Annotated in this window: 13 protein-coding genes; 5 read left to right on the top strand and 8 right to left on the bottom strand. The window is 63.2% G+C overall.

Going from position 1 to position 15,990, the window contains the following annotated elements:
• The first annotated feature begins 206 nt into the window (after positions 1–206).
• The 3 genes from BMX92_RS13515 to BMX92_RS13505 all read left to right on the top strand — a co-directional run bounded on the left by BMX92_RS13515 (position 207) and on the right by BMX92_RS13505 (position 3,242).
• The gene (locus BMX92_RS13515) at positions 207–830 is read left to right on the top strand and encodes a hypothetical protein (protein WP_177185041.1); all 624 of its coding nucleotides are present in this window, start codon (positions 207–209) and stop codon (positions 828–830) included.
• A gap of 79 nt (positions 831–909) precedes the next feature.
• The gene (locus tag BMX92_RS13510) at positions 910–1,509 is read left to right on the top strand and encodes an OB-fold-containig protein (protein WP_093017286.1); all 600 of its coding nucleotides are present in this window, start codon (positions 910–912) and stop codon (positions 1,507–1,509) included.
• A gap of 26 nt (positions 1,510–1,535) precedes the next feature.
• On the top strand, positions 1,536–3,242 hold the full coding sequence (locus tag BMX92_RS13505; RefSeq protein WP_093017284.1) for a flotillin domain-containing protein: 1,707 nt from the start codon (positions 1,536–1,538) through the stop codon (positions 3,240–3,242).
• A 123-nt stretch (positions 3,243–3,365) separates the two neighbouring features.
• Here BMX92_RS13505 and BMX92_RS13500 read toward each other — a convergent pair whose 3' ends face one another.
• The 4 genes from BMX92_RS13500 to BMX92_RS13485 all read right to left on the bottom strand — a co-directional run bounded on the left by BMX92_RS13500 (position 3,366) and on the right by BMX92_RS13485 (position 7,783).
• A complete protein-coding gene (locus tag BMX92_RS13500) occupies positions 3,366–4,874 on the bottom strand; it encodes a CRTAC1 family protein (RefSeq protein WP_093017282.1) in 1,509 nt (502 codons plus the stop codon).
• 20 nt (positions 4,875–4,894) lie between these two features.
• The gene (locus BMX92_RS13495) at positions 4,895–6,112 is read right to left on the bottom strand and encodes an MFS transporter (protein ID WP_256213423.1); all 1,218 of its coding nucleotides are present in this window, start codon (positions 6,110–6,112) and stop codon (positions 4,895–4,897) included.
• 152 nt (positions 6,113–6,264) lie between these two features.
• On the bottom strand, positions 6,265–7,236 hold the full coding sequence (locus BMX92_RS13490; RefSeq protein WP_093017278.1) for a FecR family protein: 972 nt from the start codon (positions 7,234–7,236) through the stop codon (positions 6,265–6,267).
• Positions 7,169–7,783 carry an RNA polymerase sigma factor gene (locus tag BMX92_RS13485; RefSeq protein ID WP_256213422.1) on the bottom strand — a complete coding sequence of 205 codons (615 nt, stop codon included), beginning with the start codon at positions 7,781–7,783 and terminating at the stop codon, positions 7,169–7,171. Before BMX92_RS13485 ends, BMX92_RS13490 begins: the two co-directional genes overlap by 68 nt.
• A 189-nt stretch (positions 7,784–7,972) precedes the next feature.
• Between BMX92_RS13485 and BMX92_RS13480 the strand changes: the two genes are divergently transcribed.
• Positions 7,973–10,801, top strand: a complete 2,829-nt coding sequence (locus tag BMX92_RS13480) for a TonB-dependent receptor (RefSeq protein ID WP_093017274.1) — start codon at positions 7,973–7,975, stop codon at positions 10,799–10,801.
• A 50-nt stretch (positions 10,802–10,851) separates the two neighbouring features.
• On the opposite strand, the gene BMX92_RS13475 is transcribed toward BMX92_RS13480, so the two are convergent.
• From BMX92_RS13475 to pedF, 4 genes are all read right to left on the bottom strand, one after another.
• Positions 10,852–11,634, bottom strand: a complete 783-nt coding sequence (locus BMX92_RS13475) for a response regulator (protein WP_093017272.1) — start codon at positions 11,632–11,634, stop codon at positions 10,852–10,854.
• Between the two features lie 14 nt (positions 11,635–11,648).
• Entirely contained in the window at positions 11,649–13,397 is a 1,749-nt protein-coding gene (locus BMX92_RS13470; RefSeq protein ID WP_093017270.1) for a methanol/ethanol family PQQ-dependent dehydrogenase, read from the bottom strand.
• Positions 13,398–13,494: 97 nt separating this feature from the next.
• Positions 13,495–14,352 (bottom strand): substrate-binding periplasmic protein, encoded by an 858-nt coding sequence (locus tag BMX92_RS13465; RefSeq protein ID WP_093017268.1) that lies wholly within the window; start codon positions 14,350–14,352, stop codon positions 13,495–13,497.
• Between the two features lie 5 nt (positions 14,353–14,357).
• The gene (gene pedF / locus BMX92_RS13460) at positions 14,358–14,783 is read right to left on the bottom strand and encodes a cytochrome c-550 PedF (protein WP_177185043.1); all 426 of its coding nucleotides are present in this window, start codon (positions 14,781–14,783) and stop codon (positions 14,358–14,360) included.
• A gap of 135 nt (positions 14,784–14,918) precedes the next feature.
• On the opposite strand from pedF, the gene BMX92_RS13455 reads away from it, so the two are divergent.
• Positions 14,919–15,890 (top strand): PQQ-dependent catabolism-associated beta-propeller protein, encoded by a 972-nt coding sequence (locus BMX92_RS13455; RefSeq protein ID WP_371262336.1) that lies wholly within the window; start codon positions 14,919–14,921, stop codon positions 15,888–15,890.
• Positions 15,891–15,990 lie beyond the last annotated feature (100 nt).

Raw genomic sequence — 15,990 nt, 5'->3', positions numbered from 1 at the left:
TTGACTGCTCGATATCCACTCGCAAGGCCTCCATCTGCCCCGCGAAATTCACGCCCACCCCAATCCGCACAAGGCCGGGTTCCGTCGGCGCTTACGAAACAAGTTCAGCATGACGATAGAGGCGGGATCAGTTCATATGCCCCTGCCGTTCAGCCTTGCGACAGCCTGTCCCGGCTATGCCTCCATCCATCGCAGGAGACAGGCAGATGATCGGGACCAAGGCACGCTGGATGACCGGAGCGCTGGTAAGCGCGGGGCTGATGCTGGGTAGCGTCGGCACGGCACAGGCGCAGCCCGGTTGGGGCGGTGGCTATGGTGGCCGTGGTGGCTGGGACCATCATCATCGCCATCGCGGCAATGGCTTTGGCTTCGGCGATGCGGTGGGCGTCGCGGCGCTGGTTGGCGCGGTGGCGATCGTTGCCTCCTCGCTGAACAAGGACAAGCAGGCGCAGACCGCCCGCAACGACAGCTATGACGGCGATCAGGATGCGCCGCCGCCCAGCAGCGGCACCGACTATGGCGCCGACGTCCATAGCGCCCCCAGCAGCGACGATGCCGACTTTTCCGATGTCGCCGCCGGGGATGACGCGCTGACCGACGCCTGCGCGCTCGCCGCGCGGGACGAAGCCCAGGGCCAGAGCGGCTATGCCGAAATCCGCCATATGGAAGCGCCCCGCGCCGGACAAAGCGGCACGACCAATATCGATGGCGAAGTGGAAACCCGCGCCAGCTATCGCGCCGCCAGCGGCACCACCCGTCGCTTCACCTGCGCGATGAAGGATGGCCGCGTGGCGCAGGTCTATCTCAGCCGCGACGTGGTGATGCAGTAAAATAATACACCTGAGTCGCTTTGTCCTGTCCCTGCCTCCATTCGTCGGTTAGCATCGCTGGCGAATCAGGAGGTTAGGAGTGGAGGCCTTTCTTTTCGCGCCGGAAAATATCGTCTTCGTGTCGGCGCTTGTGCTGATGCTGCTGATCGGCGCCGTGCAGGCGCTGGGCTTTGCCGGCGATGCCGGTCTGGATCTGGATACGGATGCCGATCTGCTCGGCTGGCTGGGTCTGGGCCGTCTTCCCTTGCTGGCGCTGGTCGCCCTGTTCCTCACCCTGTTCGCCATCATCGGCCTGCTGGGGCAGCAGGCGGCGCATGATATGTTCGGCGGCATGATCACGCCGTGGATCGCCGTCCCCGGCGCGGCGGTCGCCGCCCTGCCCGCCACCGGCGTTGCCGCGCGCATCGTCGCCCCCTTCCTGCCACAGGATCACACCACCGCCATTTCGCTCGACCATCTGGTCGGCAGCCGCGCGACGATCGTCACCGGCCGCGCCACCGGCGGATCGCCCGCCCGTGCGCGGGTCGAGGATCATCATGGTCAGGCCCATTATGTCATGGTCGAGCCCGACAATGGCAATCAGACACTGGAAGAAGGAGAAACCATCCTGCTCGTCCGCCGGGAAGAGCATCTGTTCCGCGCCATTTCCCATGGCGACCATTATCTGCCGAGAATTTAAATCCCCACAAAGTCCAGGAGACAGACATGAACCTGCCTGCCGTCCAGCAAAGCTTTTCCATCCTTCCCTATGTCGTCCTGCCGGGCGTCGGCGTTATCGCCCTGCTCGTCATCGGCGTCATCATAGCCCGCCTCTATAAACGGGCATCGAAGGAAATCGGCTTTGTCCGCACCGGCTTTGGCGGGGAAAAGGTCGTCATGAACGGCGGTGCGCTGGTGCTGCCGATCTTCCATGAGACGATGCCGGTCAACATGAACACCGTGCGCCTGGCGGTGGAGCGCAAGAATAGCGACGCGCTGATCACGCTCGACCGGCTGCGCATCGACGTGAAGGCTGAATTCTATGTCCGCGTCCGTCCCGATGCCCAGTCGATCGCCACCGCCGCGCAGACGCTGGGCATGCGCACGATGAACCCCGAAGCCCTGAAGGAACTGGTCGAAGGCAAGTTCGTCGACGCGCTGCGTTCGGTCGCGGCCGGCATGACCATGAACCAGTTGCACGAACAGCGCGGCGATTTCGTGCAGAAGGTGCAGCAGGTGTCGTCGGTCGATCTCGCCATGAACGGTCTGGAACTGGAGAGCGTTTCGCTCACCGGCCTCGACCAGACGTCGATCGAGCATTTCAACGCCAACAACGCCTTCGATGCCGAGGGTCTGACCAAGCTGACCGAACAGATCGAGCTGCGCAAGAAGACCCGCAACGACATCGAGCAAGATACGCGCGTCCAGATCGAGACGAAGAATCTGGAGGCCGAGCGCCAGTCGATGCTGATTGCGCGCGACACCGAATTCGCCCGGCTGGAGCAGCAGCGAGAAGTGGAAATGCGCCGCGCCGTGCAATCGGCCGAGGTCGCCCGCGAACAGTCGCTGCGCAGCCAGGAGGCCGAGCAGGCCAAGATCGAGGCGAAGAAGCTGGTCGACAGCCAGCAAATCGAGGCTGACCGCGCCGTGCAGCAGGCGAAGATCGCGCAGGCGCAGGCACTCGAACTCGCCCGGCAGGAACAGCAGATCGCAGTGCAGAACAAAAGCCGCGAGGAAAGTCAGGCCAAGGCGCAGGCCGACGAAGCCCGTGCCAAGGCGGTCGCCGCCGAGGAGCAGGTGCAGACATCCCGCGCCACTGAAATCGCCGAGCGCGCCAAGCGCATCGAACTGATCGACGCCTCCCGTGAGGCCGAGCGCGCCGCCATTTCGATCCGGGTCGAGGCGGAGGCCGAGAAGCATGTCGCCGCCGACCGGGCCGAAGCGCTGCGTGTCGCGGCCGAGGGTGAAGCCGAAGCCGCCAAGCTGCGCGCGGAGGCCGACCGGGTCCGCTTCGAAGTGGAAGCGGCCGGCCAGCGCGCGGTCAATGAGGCCGCAAACCTGCTGTCATCCGACCAGATGTCGCTCCAGACCAAGATGGCGTTGCTCAAAGTGCTGCCCGACCTGATCCGCGAGGCCGCCAAACCGATGGAATCCATCGACTCGATCAGGATCGTGCAGGTCGATGGGCTGACTGGCGGTCATGGCGGTGGCGACGGCGCGATCATCGGCGCTGGCGGCGACCAGAATCTGGCCAGCGCCGCCGTCTCCGCTGCCCTGCGCTACCGCGCGCAGGCTCCTGTGATCGACGGGCTGATGAAGGAACTGGGCCTTGATGGCTCCAGCCTCGACACGCTGGTCAAAAGCGCCGTCGATCCGGTGCCGGTCGCCCCGGTGATCGTGGAAAAGATCCTGCCGGAACAGCATAGAGAATAGGGATCGATAGCAAGCTGCCTCTTTCCCGCAGCATGGCCCTGCTCCGGAAGAGAGCAACAGCTTATCCGCCAGACCTACCCATCAGGCGTGGCGCACATCATCACCGCCACGCCCGATCCCGGGTCATTTTTGCCTGATGACCAGCGTCTTTCCGGCATAGCGCGCCGGGGCAATGTTCCGCACCGTCTGTAGCTTGCGTCCCGTGCGGCTCATCCAGGTCACCTCGACCGTCACGGCATCCATCGACTTCAGGCCGAAATGCAGAGGCGCGGCATTTTCCGAATTATAGCCGTCACCGGTCGAAAGCTGGCGCGTGGCCAATATCTTGCCCGCCTTGTCATACAGGCGCACTTCCGCCCCCATGCGGGTGAAGCGGCCCTTCACGTCGAGCAGCGTTACCGACAGGCCGCGCTTTGCCGCCGCCCGATCCAGATCATTATGGAACAGGAAATGCCCGCCCTGGCTGGTGTAGCCCCGCATGACCGACAGGTCGAGCGCGCCGTCCCGGTCATAATCGACCCATTGCACGCCATGATCGCCGACATTCAGCTTCGACGTTTCGGTCAGAACCTGCCGGAACCCCTTGCCGCCTTCATTGTGGAACAGGCTGTCTTTGGGCTGCTGCTGGTCACGCGGGCCATGATAGGAAGTGACATAGAGGTCAAGGAAACCGTCATTGTCATAATCGCCCCATGCGGCGCCCACGGCATGATTGTCGATCTCCACGCCCATTGCCCCGGCGACGTTGGTAAAGCTGCCGTCGCCATTATTATGGTAGAGCGTGTTCACGCCATAATTGGGCACGAACAGGTCGAGAAAGCCGTCATTATCATAGTCGCCAACGGCGCAGCCGACCCCGCCTTCCTCCTTCGTGCGGCCCGGATTGTCCATGCCCAGTGCAGGCGCGACATCGGTAAAGCTGCCGTCGCCATTGTTGCGCCAGAGCGCATCCGTGGCGCCAGACTGATTGGCCAGGAAGACGTCGAGAAAGCCGTCGCGATTGTAATCGAACCAGCAGGCGCCGACCGTGGGCCGGGAGTCCGACACGCCGGTGCCCGCCGAAACCTGGACGAACTTGCCCTTGTCGTTGCGATAAAGGCTGTTCGGGCCGATGCGGTTGGCGGCATAGACGTCCAGATTGCCGTCATTGTCAAAATCGACCCAGCTGGTCTGGCGCGCCGAGCGGTTGGGAATGGTCAGTCCGATTTCGGGCGCGACATTGGTGAATGCCTTACCGCCGTCATTGTGGAAGACCAGGCTCAGTTCACCCGGCATGGTCGCGCCACCCAGCAGGTCGACCCAGCCATCGCCATCATAATCGCCCCAGGCGACGCCGCGCATTTCCGGCCCCGATGTCGGCAGGCCCAGTTGCGGCCCGACATTGACGAACCGGCCATTGTCGTTGCGGTAGAGACGAATGTCGCCGCCCTTGAGCGACACAGCGAGATCGAGATCGCCATCATTGTCGAAATCCGCCCAGCTGTTGGACAGCGATCCGGCAATGGCAAAGTCGCCCGGCTGGACCGAGGTGAAGGCCGGCTCGACCGGCGATGGGGCGTCCTGCGCCGTTGCCGGCTGGCACAGCAGCATCAGCGGCAGGATATGACAAAGCGTCCGGTTCAGCGATGGCATGGGCTTCTTCTTCCCTCTCTTCAGATTTGGCTGATTTTGCGCGTATCGGGCATGCGCAGATAGACGATCAGCGACACGGCGATCATCGCCGTGACATACCAGTAGAAGCCGCCTTCCATCCCCGCCTGCTTCATCCAAAGCGCGGCATATTCGGCCGTGCCGCCGAACAGGGTGTTGGCAAGGGCATAGGGCAAGGCGACACCCAGAGCCCGGATATTGGCCGGGAACAGCTCCGCCTTCACAATGGCATTGATCGACGTGTAGCCAGTGACGATCACCAAACCGGCCAGCACCAGCAGGAAGGCGCCGAAGGAGGATGTGACGCTTTCCAGCGCGGTGAAGATCGCCGTGGTGAACAGCACCCCGCTGACGCCGAAACCGATGAGCAGCGGCTTGCGTCCGATCCGGTCGGACAGCCACCCCGCCATGGGTTGCAGGAGCATGTAGATGAACAGCGCCGACGCCATGATGGCGGTCGCGGTCTGGCGGCCGAACCCAGCGCTGTTGACCAGGAATTTCTGCATATAGGTGCTGTAGGCATAGAAGGCGAGCGTGCCGCCGGCGGTCAACGCCATCACCAACAACACTTCGCGCGGATGGCGGCGGATGAGATTCCATCCGCTTGACTGCGGCTGTTCCTTCACTGCCGCGCTTTCTGCGAACGCTTCGGTTTCCTTGAGGCCCCGGCGAAGGCGATAGACGCCGATGGCCATCACCCCGCCAATGACGAAGGGCACGCGCCAACCCCAGCTTTCCAGTTGATGTTCGGTCAGGAACAGCTGGAGCAGCAGCAGCACGCACAACGCCAGCAACTGCCCTGCGATCAACGTGACATATTGAAAGCTGGAAAAGAAGCCGCGCTGGTCGCTCTGCGCCATTTCCGACAGATAGGTGGCGCTGGCGCCATATTCACCGCCGATCGACAGCCCCTGTATCAGCCGCGCGAACAGCAGCAGCACCGGCGCGGCGACCCCGATCGCACCATAGCTGGGGATGGCCGCGATCATCAGCGATCCGCCCGCCATCATCATCACCGACAGGGTCAGCCCGGCCTTGCGCCCCCGGCGGTCGGCATAGATGCCCATCGCCCAGGCACCGATCGGCCGCATGAGGAAACCGACGGCGAAAATCGCCGCCGCGTTCAGCAACTGCGCCGTGCTGTCGTCCGAGGGGAAGAAGATCGGCGCGAAATAGAGGGTGAAGGCCGAATAGACATACCAGTCATACCATTCGATCATATTGCCGATCGATCCGCCCAGAATCGACCGCAAGCGATCCTGGCGGGATATGGTGGTTTGCCCGGCCGTGCCGGAGGACGGCGATAGTCTGGCTGACGCGAAAGAAGAAAGCTGATCCATCCCCGTTGATACGGGCGGCGGGCGCCATTCTGCTAATCGCCGTTGGCAGAAACCAATATTATCGAATTGTCGCTGCCCGGCACGGCCCGAATGGCAAAGCCGCTTTCCAGCGCATCGACGAAATCCTGCGACCGGTCGAGCCGGAAAGCCCCGCCCACGCGCAGGCTGGCGATTTCCGGATCGCCGATGACCAGCGGCGTCGCGCGGTATCGGTTGAACTCTTCGACCGCCTGCGCCAGCGTATCGCCTTCAAACTCGACCATGCCGTCCTGCCAGGCGATGCGCTGCTTGATCTTGGCGGGTTCCAAATGGGTAACGGCGATGCTGCCGCTACGCACGGCGGCACTACGCCCGCTTTCGATCCGTCGTACGGCGGAATCGCCGTTGCGCACCGCCACGATCCCTTCGATCACCGTCAGTTCGGTCACGTCCGCCCGCAGGCGCACATTGAACATGGTGCCGACCGCGCGCACCAGAGTCCCGTCCGCATTCACGATAAACGGCCGTTTTGCGTCATGCGCCACATCGAAACGCGCTTCGCCCCGCAGCAGCTTGATGGACCGCATATCATCGCGCAGGGCGACCTCGACCGAACTGTTGGTATTGAGGTGGATCAGCGATCCGTCGGCCAGGCGCACCGTGCGGGTTTCGCCCAGCGCCGTGCGATAATGGTCGACCGTGTCGAACAGCCGCAAGGCGACGGTAGAGGCCACGCCGATGGCTGCGGCGGCCGTCGCCAGACCGACGAGCAGACGGCGCCTGCCGATCAGCGGCCTTGCTTCCGCCTGCGCAATGACGGCCTGCGGTGCGGGGGCCTCATCCTGGCTGGCCGGCAGTTCGTTCAGCCGTTCGGCCAGTTCCCATCCGGCCTCTGCCTTGGCAAAGGCGAAGCCATGGGCCGGGTTTTCCGCTACCCAGGCATAGGCCGCGTTCCAGTCATCGGCCGCGTCGCTCGCCCGCGCCTTCAGATACAGGCGCGCCGCTTCGGCCTCGATCGCCTGCATGTCCTGTGCGCTTGTGTAGCGACCAACCAAATCCGGAACCCTCAAACTGACCGATGGCCTGCATTATCTTCACAGCTGCGCGCGTCAAATGCTTGTCTACCGTAAAGACGGATAGCTCCATCTCCTCTGCTATCTCCTTCACGGATTTTCCATGAACCCGGCGCATTATGAAGGCCCGGCGACATTGCTGCGGCAATGTGTCGAGAATAGCCTGAAGATGACGCAACTCGTCGCGCGCCTGTAAGGCTTCTTCGGTCGAATTGTCGACCTGAAGCATGTCGAGTTCGGCGACAAGTTCCAGCGAAACGATCTTTTCCCGCCGCGCTTCATCGATCAGCAGGTTACGGGCAATCTGGAAGAGAAATGCCTTGCCGCTATGCGTGCGGTGAATGTCACCGTTCGCATAAGCGCGGGTCATGCATTCGGCCACCAGATCGTCCACATCATGGCTGCGCGACACGATGCGGCGCAAGCGCGATCGCAATGCCCCTTCATGCGGCAGGATCGCCTGCTTGAACCAATCCAGCCTTGCCCTGATCGATTCCATGTTCACGCTGTTCCCCTGTTTTCTCATCTCTCCTGTTTCGCCTTCATCCCCGTGACGGTGAAACAGGATGCCCCGATAGCCGCAGCGCCGGGGTCACAAAAATGAGATATTTTTAAGCGTCGTTAGCAGAAACGCGATCCGCCTCCGTATCCACCACTGAGATTTCAAATATTTCACGGGGGGTAATAGATGCGGAATTTTCGTAACCTGTCCTTGTGCGCGACGGCGGCGATCGTCGCCCTCGCCACCCAGTCTTCCGCCAGCGCGGCCGAACCGGCAAAATTCAAGATTCCGGCCCAGTCGATGCAGACGGCGCTGACATTGTTTGCGCGCCAGTCCGGCGTCCAGTTGCTCTTCCCCTATGATCAGGTCGCGGGGCTGCATGCGCAATCCGTCAACGGCAAGATGACGCCAGACGTCGCCTTGCAGCGGCTGATCGCCGGATCAGGCCTGAAGGTCACGCTGAACAGCAAGGACGTCATCGCATTGTCGCTCAGCAATCCGGCGCAAAAGGCACGTGGCGTGGAAGTCGCCAGCCTTGGTGTCACCGGCCTGCCCTTTGCGGCGCAGGCGAGCAGCGCGGCGCTCTCTCCGCAAGCCAGTCTGGCCGATGAGCCTGCCGCCCCCGCCATCGTCGTCACCGGGTCGCGCGGTCAGGCGCGCACCGTGACCGACAGCCCCACTCCGATCGACGTGATTTCGGGCGAAGACCTGACCCGCACCGGCAAGGCAGGCGTGTTTCAGGCGCTCAATACGCTGGTCCCTTCCTTCAACCTGCCGGTGCGCGCGGGTGGCGCGACCTCAACGGTGATCGCGACCGGCGGCCTGCGCGGCCTCAACCCCGATCAGGCGCTGATCCTGGTCAACGGCAAGCGTCGGCACAAGACGTCGCTGATCAACGCCGTGTCGTCCCTCTATAATGGTTCGGTCCCGGCCGACCTCGACATGATCCCGACCTCCGCCGTCGACCATATCGAAGTGCTGCGCGACGGCGCCGCCGCCCAATATGGGTCGGACGCCATCGCCGGGGTCATCAACATCATCCTGAAGGACGATGCGAAGGGCGGATCAGCCAATTTCACCGCCGGCCAGAATTTCGACCGGTCGGACGGCGAACTCTATCAGGCGGACCTGAATGTCGGCATGAAGCTGGGCGACAATGGCTTCGCCAATTTCTCGCTGAACCTCAAGAAACAGGCAATGTCGAACCGGGCGCTGCCGCTGGCCGACTGTTCGGTGACGGCGACCACGACCTGCCTCTATCCGCTGGTGAATGGTGCGCTCGATCCGCGCGATGCGGCCGCTGTCGGTACGGAACGGATCGTCACCACCAGCTATGGCGTCATGCCCTCGCGCAGCATCAACACCGCGCTCAACGCCGGTTATGATCTGGGCGGCGTGCAGCTCTATGCCTTTGGCACCTACAGCCAGCGCCGTTCGGACCTGTGGTACAGCTATCGCTATCCCAAGGACATCAACAATGTCATGGGCATCTATCCGACCGGCTATCGCCCGCATGTCATGATCGACGAAGAGGATTTCGAACTCACCGTCGGCGCCAAGGGCGAACTGTCCGGATGGGACTGGGACTTCTCGACCGGCTATGGCCGCAACCGGGCCCGACAATCGTCGGAAGGCACGCTCAATCCCTCGATGGGGACGCTCAGCCCGACCGAATTCTATATCGGTACACTCAAGTCGTCGGAATTCGTCACATCGCTCGACATCACGCGCGGCTATGACGTCGGCGGCGGCAATCTTCAGGTGTCGGCCGGCGCCCAGCATCGGCATGAACGCTACCAGACCTTTGCCGGCGACGAAGCCAGCTATCTGGTCGGCGACTATATCGTGTCGGGCATGACGCCCGGTGCGCAAAGCTCGGCAGGTTTCCAGCCGGAAGACGCCGCCTATATGTCGCGCGACAATCTGTCCGTCTATGCCGATGTGGCGTGGGACCCGACCAAGGATATCACGATCGGCGCGGCCGCCCGGTTCGAACATTATGACGATGGCAGCGGCAATACGCTGATCTGGAAAGTGAACGGCCGTTACGCCGCGACCGACTGGATCGCCTTCCGCGCGGCGGCCAACACCGGTTTCCGGGCCCCCGCCGTGGCCCAGCAAATCTATACCCAGACGACCAACCAGTTCCGCACGGTCAACGGCGTTCCCAACCAGCTGCTCCAGATCAAGACGCTGGCGGTCGATGATCCTGCCGCCATCGCGCTGGGGGCCAAGCCGCTCCAGCCCGAAACATCCTTCAACATCTCGGCGGGCGTGGTGCTGACGCCGCTGCCTAATTTCAGCCTGACGATCGACGCCTATCAGATCGACGTGGATGATCGCATCACCATCACCAGCACGCTGACCGGTACGGCCATCTCCAACATCCTGATCGCCAGCGGCATCCCGGCATCGGAAGCCAATACGCTGACGGCGCAATATTATACCAACGCCATCGATACCCGCACCCGCGGCATCGATGTCGTCGCCTCCTACCGGCACGACCTGTTCGATGCAGTGAAGATGCAATGGAACCTTGGCTTCAACTATAACCGGACCAAGATCACCCATATCATCGACAACCCGGCCGAACTGGCATCGACCGGCTATGTCCTGTTCGACCGCGCGCGCCAGAGCAACATGACCAACAATCTGCCGCGCACCAAGCTGTCGATCAGCAATCTTGCCACGATGGGCGACTTCACCCTGTCGTCCCGCCTGACCCGTTTCGGCGGTTTCAAATCCTATCAGAATGGCGTGACCAGCAATGGCGTAACCACCTATCCCAACGACCGCAGCTATGGCGCCAAGTGGATCACGGACCTGGAGGGAAGCTGGCAGGTGACGCCGATGATCAACATCGCGATCGGCGCCAACAATATCTTCAACGTCTATCCTGACAAGAACCGCGCCAGCGACGTCAGCGCCACGCTGGGTCAGGGCTTATACGCCGGCACGTCGCCGATCGGCTTCACCGGCGGCTTTTATTATGCCCGTGTCGGGCTGACCTTCTGATCGATCGGCAGGAATGCGCCGTCCCGGCTTGGGACGGCGCATCGTCTTTCCTAATCCTCGCCGAAATGCACCCGATTGGCCTTGATCACCGCCTGCGTGCGGCTGAGGACGCCCAGCTTCTGGAGGATCGCAGAGACATGCGCCTTGATCGTCGTCATCGACACGTTGAGGTCGTGGGCGATCTGCTTGTTGAGGCGACCGTTGACGAGATGGCCCAGCACCGTCTTCTGCTGTGGCGTCAGGCTGTCGATGCGGCGGGCGATATCATCTTCCTCGGCTGAGGGCGCCGCCCCCTCCCCCATGGTTTCGGGCAGGTAGATTTCGCCCGACACGACCCGGTGCAGGGCGTCGACGATCGCGCTGCGCTTGAGCGATTTGGGGATGAAGCCAGCCGCGCCGGCGGCCAGCGCCTCCTGCACGATGGCGCGGTCGAACGCGCCGGACACCATCACCACCGGCAGGATCGGAAACCGATCGCGCAGCAGCTTCAGGCCATCGAGACGGCGGACGTCGGGAATATTGAGGTCGAGCAGGATCAGGTCGAAATTATCCTGCTTTTCCAGCGTCGCGACGGCCTCATCCAGACCCGCCGCCTCGAAAATCTCGATATTGTCGAAACTGATCGCGATCACGCTGCGCAATCCATCCCGCACCAGCGGATGATCATCAATGATCAGCACCCGCTCCATGATCGCGTCCCCGCCCATATAATGTCCCATATCCTGCCCCTGCACATGATGATCGGACACATCATGGGACGTGGCAAGCCGCATTGCGCCGGGCGGGATGGCCGGAGCGGATTGCGCATAGTGTCCACGTCCCATGACGATCATTGTCCTGATCCTTTCTACTTAGGCAGCTTGAACACCCAGAGGGCGCCGCCCTGGTTGATATCCTTGAACGACTTGGCGACTTCGCCGCCCCATAGCGGCACCGCGCCGCCCCAGCCGGACATCACCGCCACATATTGTTCGCCATCCTGTTCCCAGGTGACGGGCGAACCCACCACGCCGGAGCCGGTCTGGAATTTCCACAATTCCTGTCCGGTCTTGGCGTCGAAGGCCTTCAGATAGCCTTCGGGCGTACCGGTGAAGACGAGGTTGCCGCCCGTGGTCAGAACGCCGCCCCACAAGGGCGCCTTGTTCTTATATTCCCACATGATCTTGCCGGTCTTGGGGTCCATGGCGCGCAGCGCGCCGATATGGTCCTCCGCGATCGACTTGATGGTGAAGCCTGCGCCCAGATAGGCCGCGCCCTTCTTGTAGGCGATCGGTTCGTTCCAGATGTCCATGCCCCAGTCGTTGGACGGGATGTAGAACAGGCCGGTATCCTGGCTATAGGCCATGGGCATCCAGTTCTTGCCGCCCAGGAAGGAGGGCGAGGCGAAGACCGGCTTGCCCTTGCCTTCGCCGGGGGCTGGCGGACGACCTTCGGGGATATAGTTGGGCTTGCCGGCCTTGTTGAAGCCGTTCGCCCAGGTCGTCTGCATCACAAACTTGTTGGCGCTGATGAACTTGCCGTTGGTGCGATCCAGCACGAAGAAATAGCCGTTGCGGTCAGCCTTCGCGCCCAGCTTCATCGGCTTGCCGTTGATCGTGGCGTCGAACGGAATGAATTCATTCACCCCGTCGAAATCCCAGCCGTCATGCGGCGTGGTCTGGAAATGCCATTTGATGACGCCGGTGTCAGGGTCGATCGCCAGCGTGGAGGCGGTGTAGAGATTGTCGCCGGGGCGCAGATGGCTGTTCCAGGGCGCCGGGTTGCCGGTGCCGAAGAAGAGCAGGTTGGTTTCCGGGTCATAGGTGCCGCCCAGCCAGGTCGCGCCGCCACCGCTCTTCCACAGGTCGCCGGTCCAGGTCGCGTTGAGCTTGCCGGTGATGCCGTTATCCTTGCCCTTGAGCGTGCCCATATGGCCTTCGATCACGGGGCGATGCCAGATCAGCTCGCCGGTGTTCACATCGCGGGCTTCAACAGCCCCCACGACGCCGAATTCGCCGCCCGAATTGCCGGTGATGACCATGCCCTTGACGATCAGGGGCGCGGCGGTGGCGCTATAGCCTTCCTTATAATCGGCGATCTGCTTGTTCCAGATCACCTTGCCGGTGTTGCGGTTGAGCGCCACAAGCCGCGCGTCCAGCGTCGCGAAGATGATCTTGTCGCCATAGATGGCCGCGCCGCGATTGACGACGTCGCAGCAGGGCATGATGCCATCGGGCAGGCGGGCGTCATATTGCCATTTTTCCTCGCCGGTGCGCGCGTCGAAGGCGAAGACGCGCGAATAGCTGCCCGTCACATAGATGGTGCCGTCATAGACGATCGGCTGGGCTTCCTGCCCGCGCTGCTTCTCGCCGCCCAGCGAAGCGGCGAAAGCCGGGACCAGCTTCGACACGTTGCTCGTATCGATCGCCTTCAGCGTGCTGAAGCGGTGCGCCTGCGGCCCCATGCCATAGGTCAGCACGTCGCCGGTCGAGGCCGCGTCGTTCATCAGATCCGCGTCCGTCGGCCCCTGCGGAGCCTGCGCAATCAACGGCGCCGCAGCGACCGCCAGCGACAGTGCGGCAGCGCCCGACAGCGCCCGCATCATCGGTCCTTTCATAACCATCCTCCCTATTGAAACGGGCGCTCTACGCCCCCCGTTTGTGTGCAGACTATGCCGCCCCGACAAAGCGGCAATTGGACCTTGGGTCGGCCCTTCACCCCGCCGCGTTCGCCGGCGTCCAGGTGACGCCATAGCGATCGAACAGCGCCTTCATTTCGCCACTCGTGCCCATGGCGGTGACGATTTCCTCCACCGCGTCGCCCAGCGTGCGGCTATTCTCCTTGACCGCCATGCCGATGTCCCAGCCGGGCGAAGCGAAGGCGGGCAGTGGCCCCTTGCGCAGTGCCAGCGGCTTGCCGCCGGACCGGTGAGCGCCCTCCTCGATCTGGGCGCGGCTCGCCAGAACGGCATCGGCCTGCCCCGCCATCGCCGCGGCGACGGCATCCGACCCGGTCGGATAATGGGTGACATCCTTGGCCAGCACGCCGCCGAAGCTGCCGATCAGGTAAAAGTCGGGAATGGAGTCCAGCTCGACCGCCAGCTTGCGGCCCTTCCATTCGGTCGGCATCGCTTCCACCGCCATGCCGCCACTACCGGCCAGACCGAAGCTCTCGCGATAATATGGCGCGATGATCGCCACCTGATCGTTGCGCGCGGCGAAGACCCGGTCGAACGGAACATGCAACATGATGTCGCCGGGCGTGAAGCCGAGCAGCCCGCCCTTCCACACGCCGTTGCGCAGATCATCGTCGGCGCTTTCGTCCGCCACCAGCTGGGCTACATCCGCGCGCACGCCCAGTTTGGTCGCGATCGCCTGCGCCAGATCGGCGTCGAGGCCGACCAGCTTGCCGCCCTCCTCCCAGGACCATGGGCGATTATTCTGATAGACGACCACCCGGATGGTGCCGAGCGCCTTGACCTTGGCGAGCGGTGCGGCGCTGAGGCCGCCGGGCATCAGCCCGAGCGCCAGCGCCGCCCCCGCCCCGCCGATCAGCCTCCGCCGCGAGAGCATGGCGATCAGCCTTCGTGCTTGGTTTCGAGCCAGGCGCGAATCGCCCAGCCGGCCTTCTGGCCCAATACGTCGCCGAAGGGCGGCATATAGACCTTGCCATCATGGCTGGAGCCATGACGGAAGCGTTCGGCAAACCACTGATCGCCCGATTCGCCTGCTTCGAGGTAGCGCAGATCGGGGGCGATGCCGCCGCTCTCCGCGTCCAGCCCGTGGCAGCGCGCGCAATTCTGGCCATAGGCCGACTGGCCGATCTCGATCGCCTTGGCATTGCCGCTATAGGGATTTTTCTCCAGCCAGGCCTCGCCGATATCCGGCAGCGCGGACGTATCCACCGCCTGCGGCGTCACGTCGCCATGCGCCATCAATGCACTTGTCGCGGTCATGCCCAGAGCAGCCATGGCACCCAGCAACGCGACCCTTCCCACATTCATCATTATATCCTCACCCGGTCGGTTTTCCCCTGATGAGCCCGAGTGTAGGCAAGGGCGGGCCGCGCCCCCATTGGCCATTGGTACAATCCCGTAGAGACAGGGCTGCGGATAGACCCTTGGGGCAAGAATGAGGGCATGGAGAGGAAGAGAATGAAATGCATCGTCATCGCGGGGTTGATGCTGCTGCCCGCTGCGGCTCAGGCCGAAACCCTCTATGTCTCCAATGAGCGGGGCGACAGCGTCAGCGTGATCGACGCGACAGCGGGCGCGGTGAACGCGACATGGAAGGTCGGCGGTCGGCCGCGCGGCATCACCGTGTCGAAGGATGGGCGCTATATCTATCTGTGCGCCAGCCTGGACCATGCGGTGCAGGTGATCGACCGGGCGACCGGCGCGGTCGTGGCGGAACTGCCGTCGGGCCAGGACCCGGAGCAATTCTTCCTGTCGCGCGACGGCAAGACCCTGTTCGTCGCCAATGAGGATGATTCGGCGCTGACCGCAATCGATCTGGCCAGCCGGAGCGTCGCCTTCCAGGTCGATGTCGGCGGCGAGCCGGAGGGGGTGGCGCAAAGCCCGGACGGCAAATGGGTGGTCGTCACGTCCGAGGAAGATAATGTCGTCAACTGGATCGATGTCGGGGCCAAAGCGATGGTCGCCGAAACGCCGGTCGACCTGCGCCCGCGCCATGTGGAATTTACCGCCGATGGCGCGCAGCTATGGGTCGCGGCGGAAGTGGGCGGCACGGTGCAGATTGTCGACACCGCCACCCGGCAGGTCAGCGACACGCTGCACTTCGCCATAACCGGCATCCCCGATCATCGCATCCTGCCCTGCGGCATCCGCTTTACCCCCGACGGCAAGACGGCGGTGATCGCGCTGGGCCGGGCCGATCATGTCGCCATCGTCGATGTCGCGACGCGCAAGGTGCGGGCCTATGTGCCCGTGGGCAAGCGCGTGTGGCATGTCGCGATCAGCGCGGATGGCGCCCGCGCCTACAGCGCCAATGGCCTTTCGGACAATGTGTCCGTGATCGATCTGGCCAAGGCGCAGGTCACAGGCACCATCGCGGTCGGCGCAGCACCGTGGGGAATCGTCGCCGCGCCCTGATGTCCCGCCTGTCCGAAGGGACGAGAACCTAAGTTCAATTTCTTGGGTCCCCCTTCCGCCGCACTCTCCGCCCCAGCCGGAGAGAACACGGCGTGAAGAC

The organism is Sphingobium sp. YR768, from assembly GCF_900111125.1.
Taxonomy (GTDB): domain Bacteria; phylum Pseudomonadota; class Alphaproteobacteria; order Sphingomonadales; family Sphingomonadaceae; genus Sphingobium.
This window is presented reverse-complemented; position numbering and strand designations above follow the sequence as displayed.

Coding starts and splice junctions, on each gene's coding strand:
- BMX92_RS13515 (WP_177185041.1), top strand. CDS start 207: ATGATCGGGACCAAGGCACGCTGGATGACCGGAGCGCTGGTAAGCGCG.
- BMX92_RS13485 (WP_256213422.1), bottom strand. CDS start 7,783: ATGGAATCGATCAGGGCAAGGCTGGATTGGTTCAAGCAGGCGATCCTG.
- pedF (WP_177185043.1), bottom strand. CDS start 14,783: ATGAATGTGGGAAGGGTCGCGTTGCTGGGTGCCATGGCTGCTCTGGGC.
- BMX92_RS13495 (WP_256213423.1), bottom strand. CDS start 6,112: ATGATCGAATGGTATGACTGGTATGTCTATTCGGCCTTCACCCTCTAT.
- BMX92_RS13500 (WP_093017282.1), bottom strand. CDS start 4,874: ATGCCATCGCTGAACCGGACGCTTTGTCATATCCTGCCGCTGATGCTG.
- BMX92_RS13505 (WP_093017284.1), top strand. CDS start 1,536: ATGAACCTGCCTGCCGTCCAGCAAAGCTTTTCCATCCTTCCCTATGTC.
- BMX92_RS13490 (WP_093017278.1), bottom strand. CDS start 7,236: ATGCAGGCGATCGAGGCCGAAGCGGCGCGCCTGTATCTGAAGGCGCGG.
- BMX92_RS13480 (WP_093017274.1), top strand. CDS start 7,973: ATGCGGAATTTTCGTAACCTGTCCTTGTGCGCGACGGCGGCGATCGTC.
- BMX92_RS13465 (WP_093017268.1), bottom strand. CDS start 14,352: ATGCTCTCGCGGCGGAGGCTGATCGGCGGGGCGGGGGCGGCGCTGGCG.
- BMX92_RS13470 (WP_093017270.1), bottom strand. CDS start 13,397: ATGAAAGGACCGATGATGCGGGCGCTGTCGGGCGCTGCCGCACTGTCG.
- BMX92_RS13455 (WP_371262336.1), top strand. CDS start 14,919: ATGGAGAGGAAGAGAATGAAATGCATCGTCATCGCGGGGTTGATGCTG.
- BMX92_RS13475 (WP_093017272.1), bottom strand. CDS start 11,634: ATGATCGTCATGGGACGTGGACACTATGCGCAATCCGCTCCGGCCATC.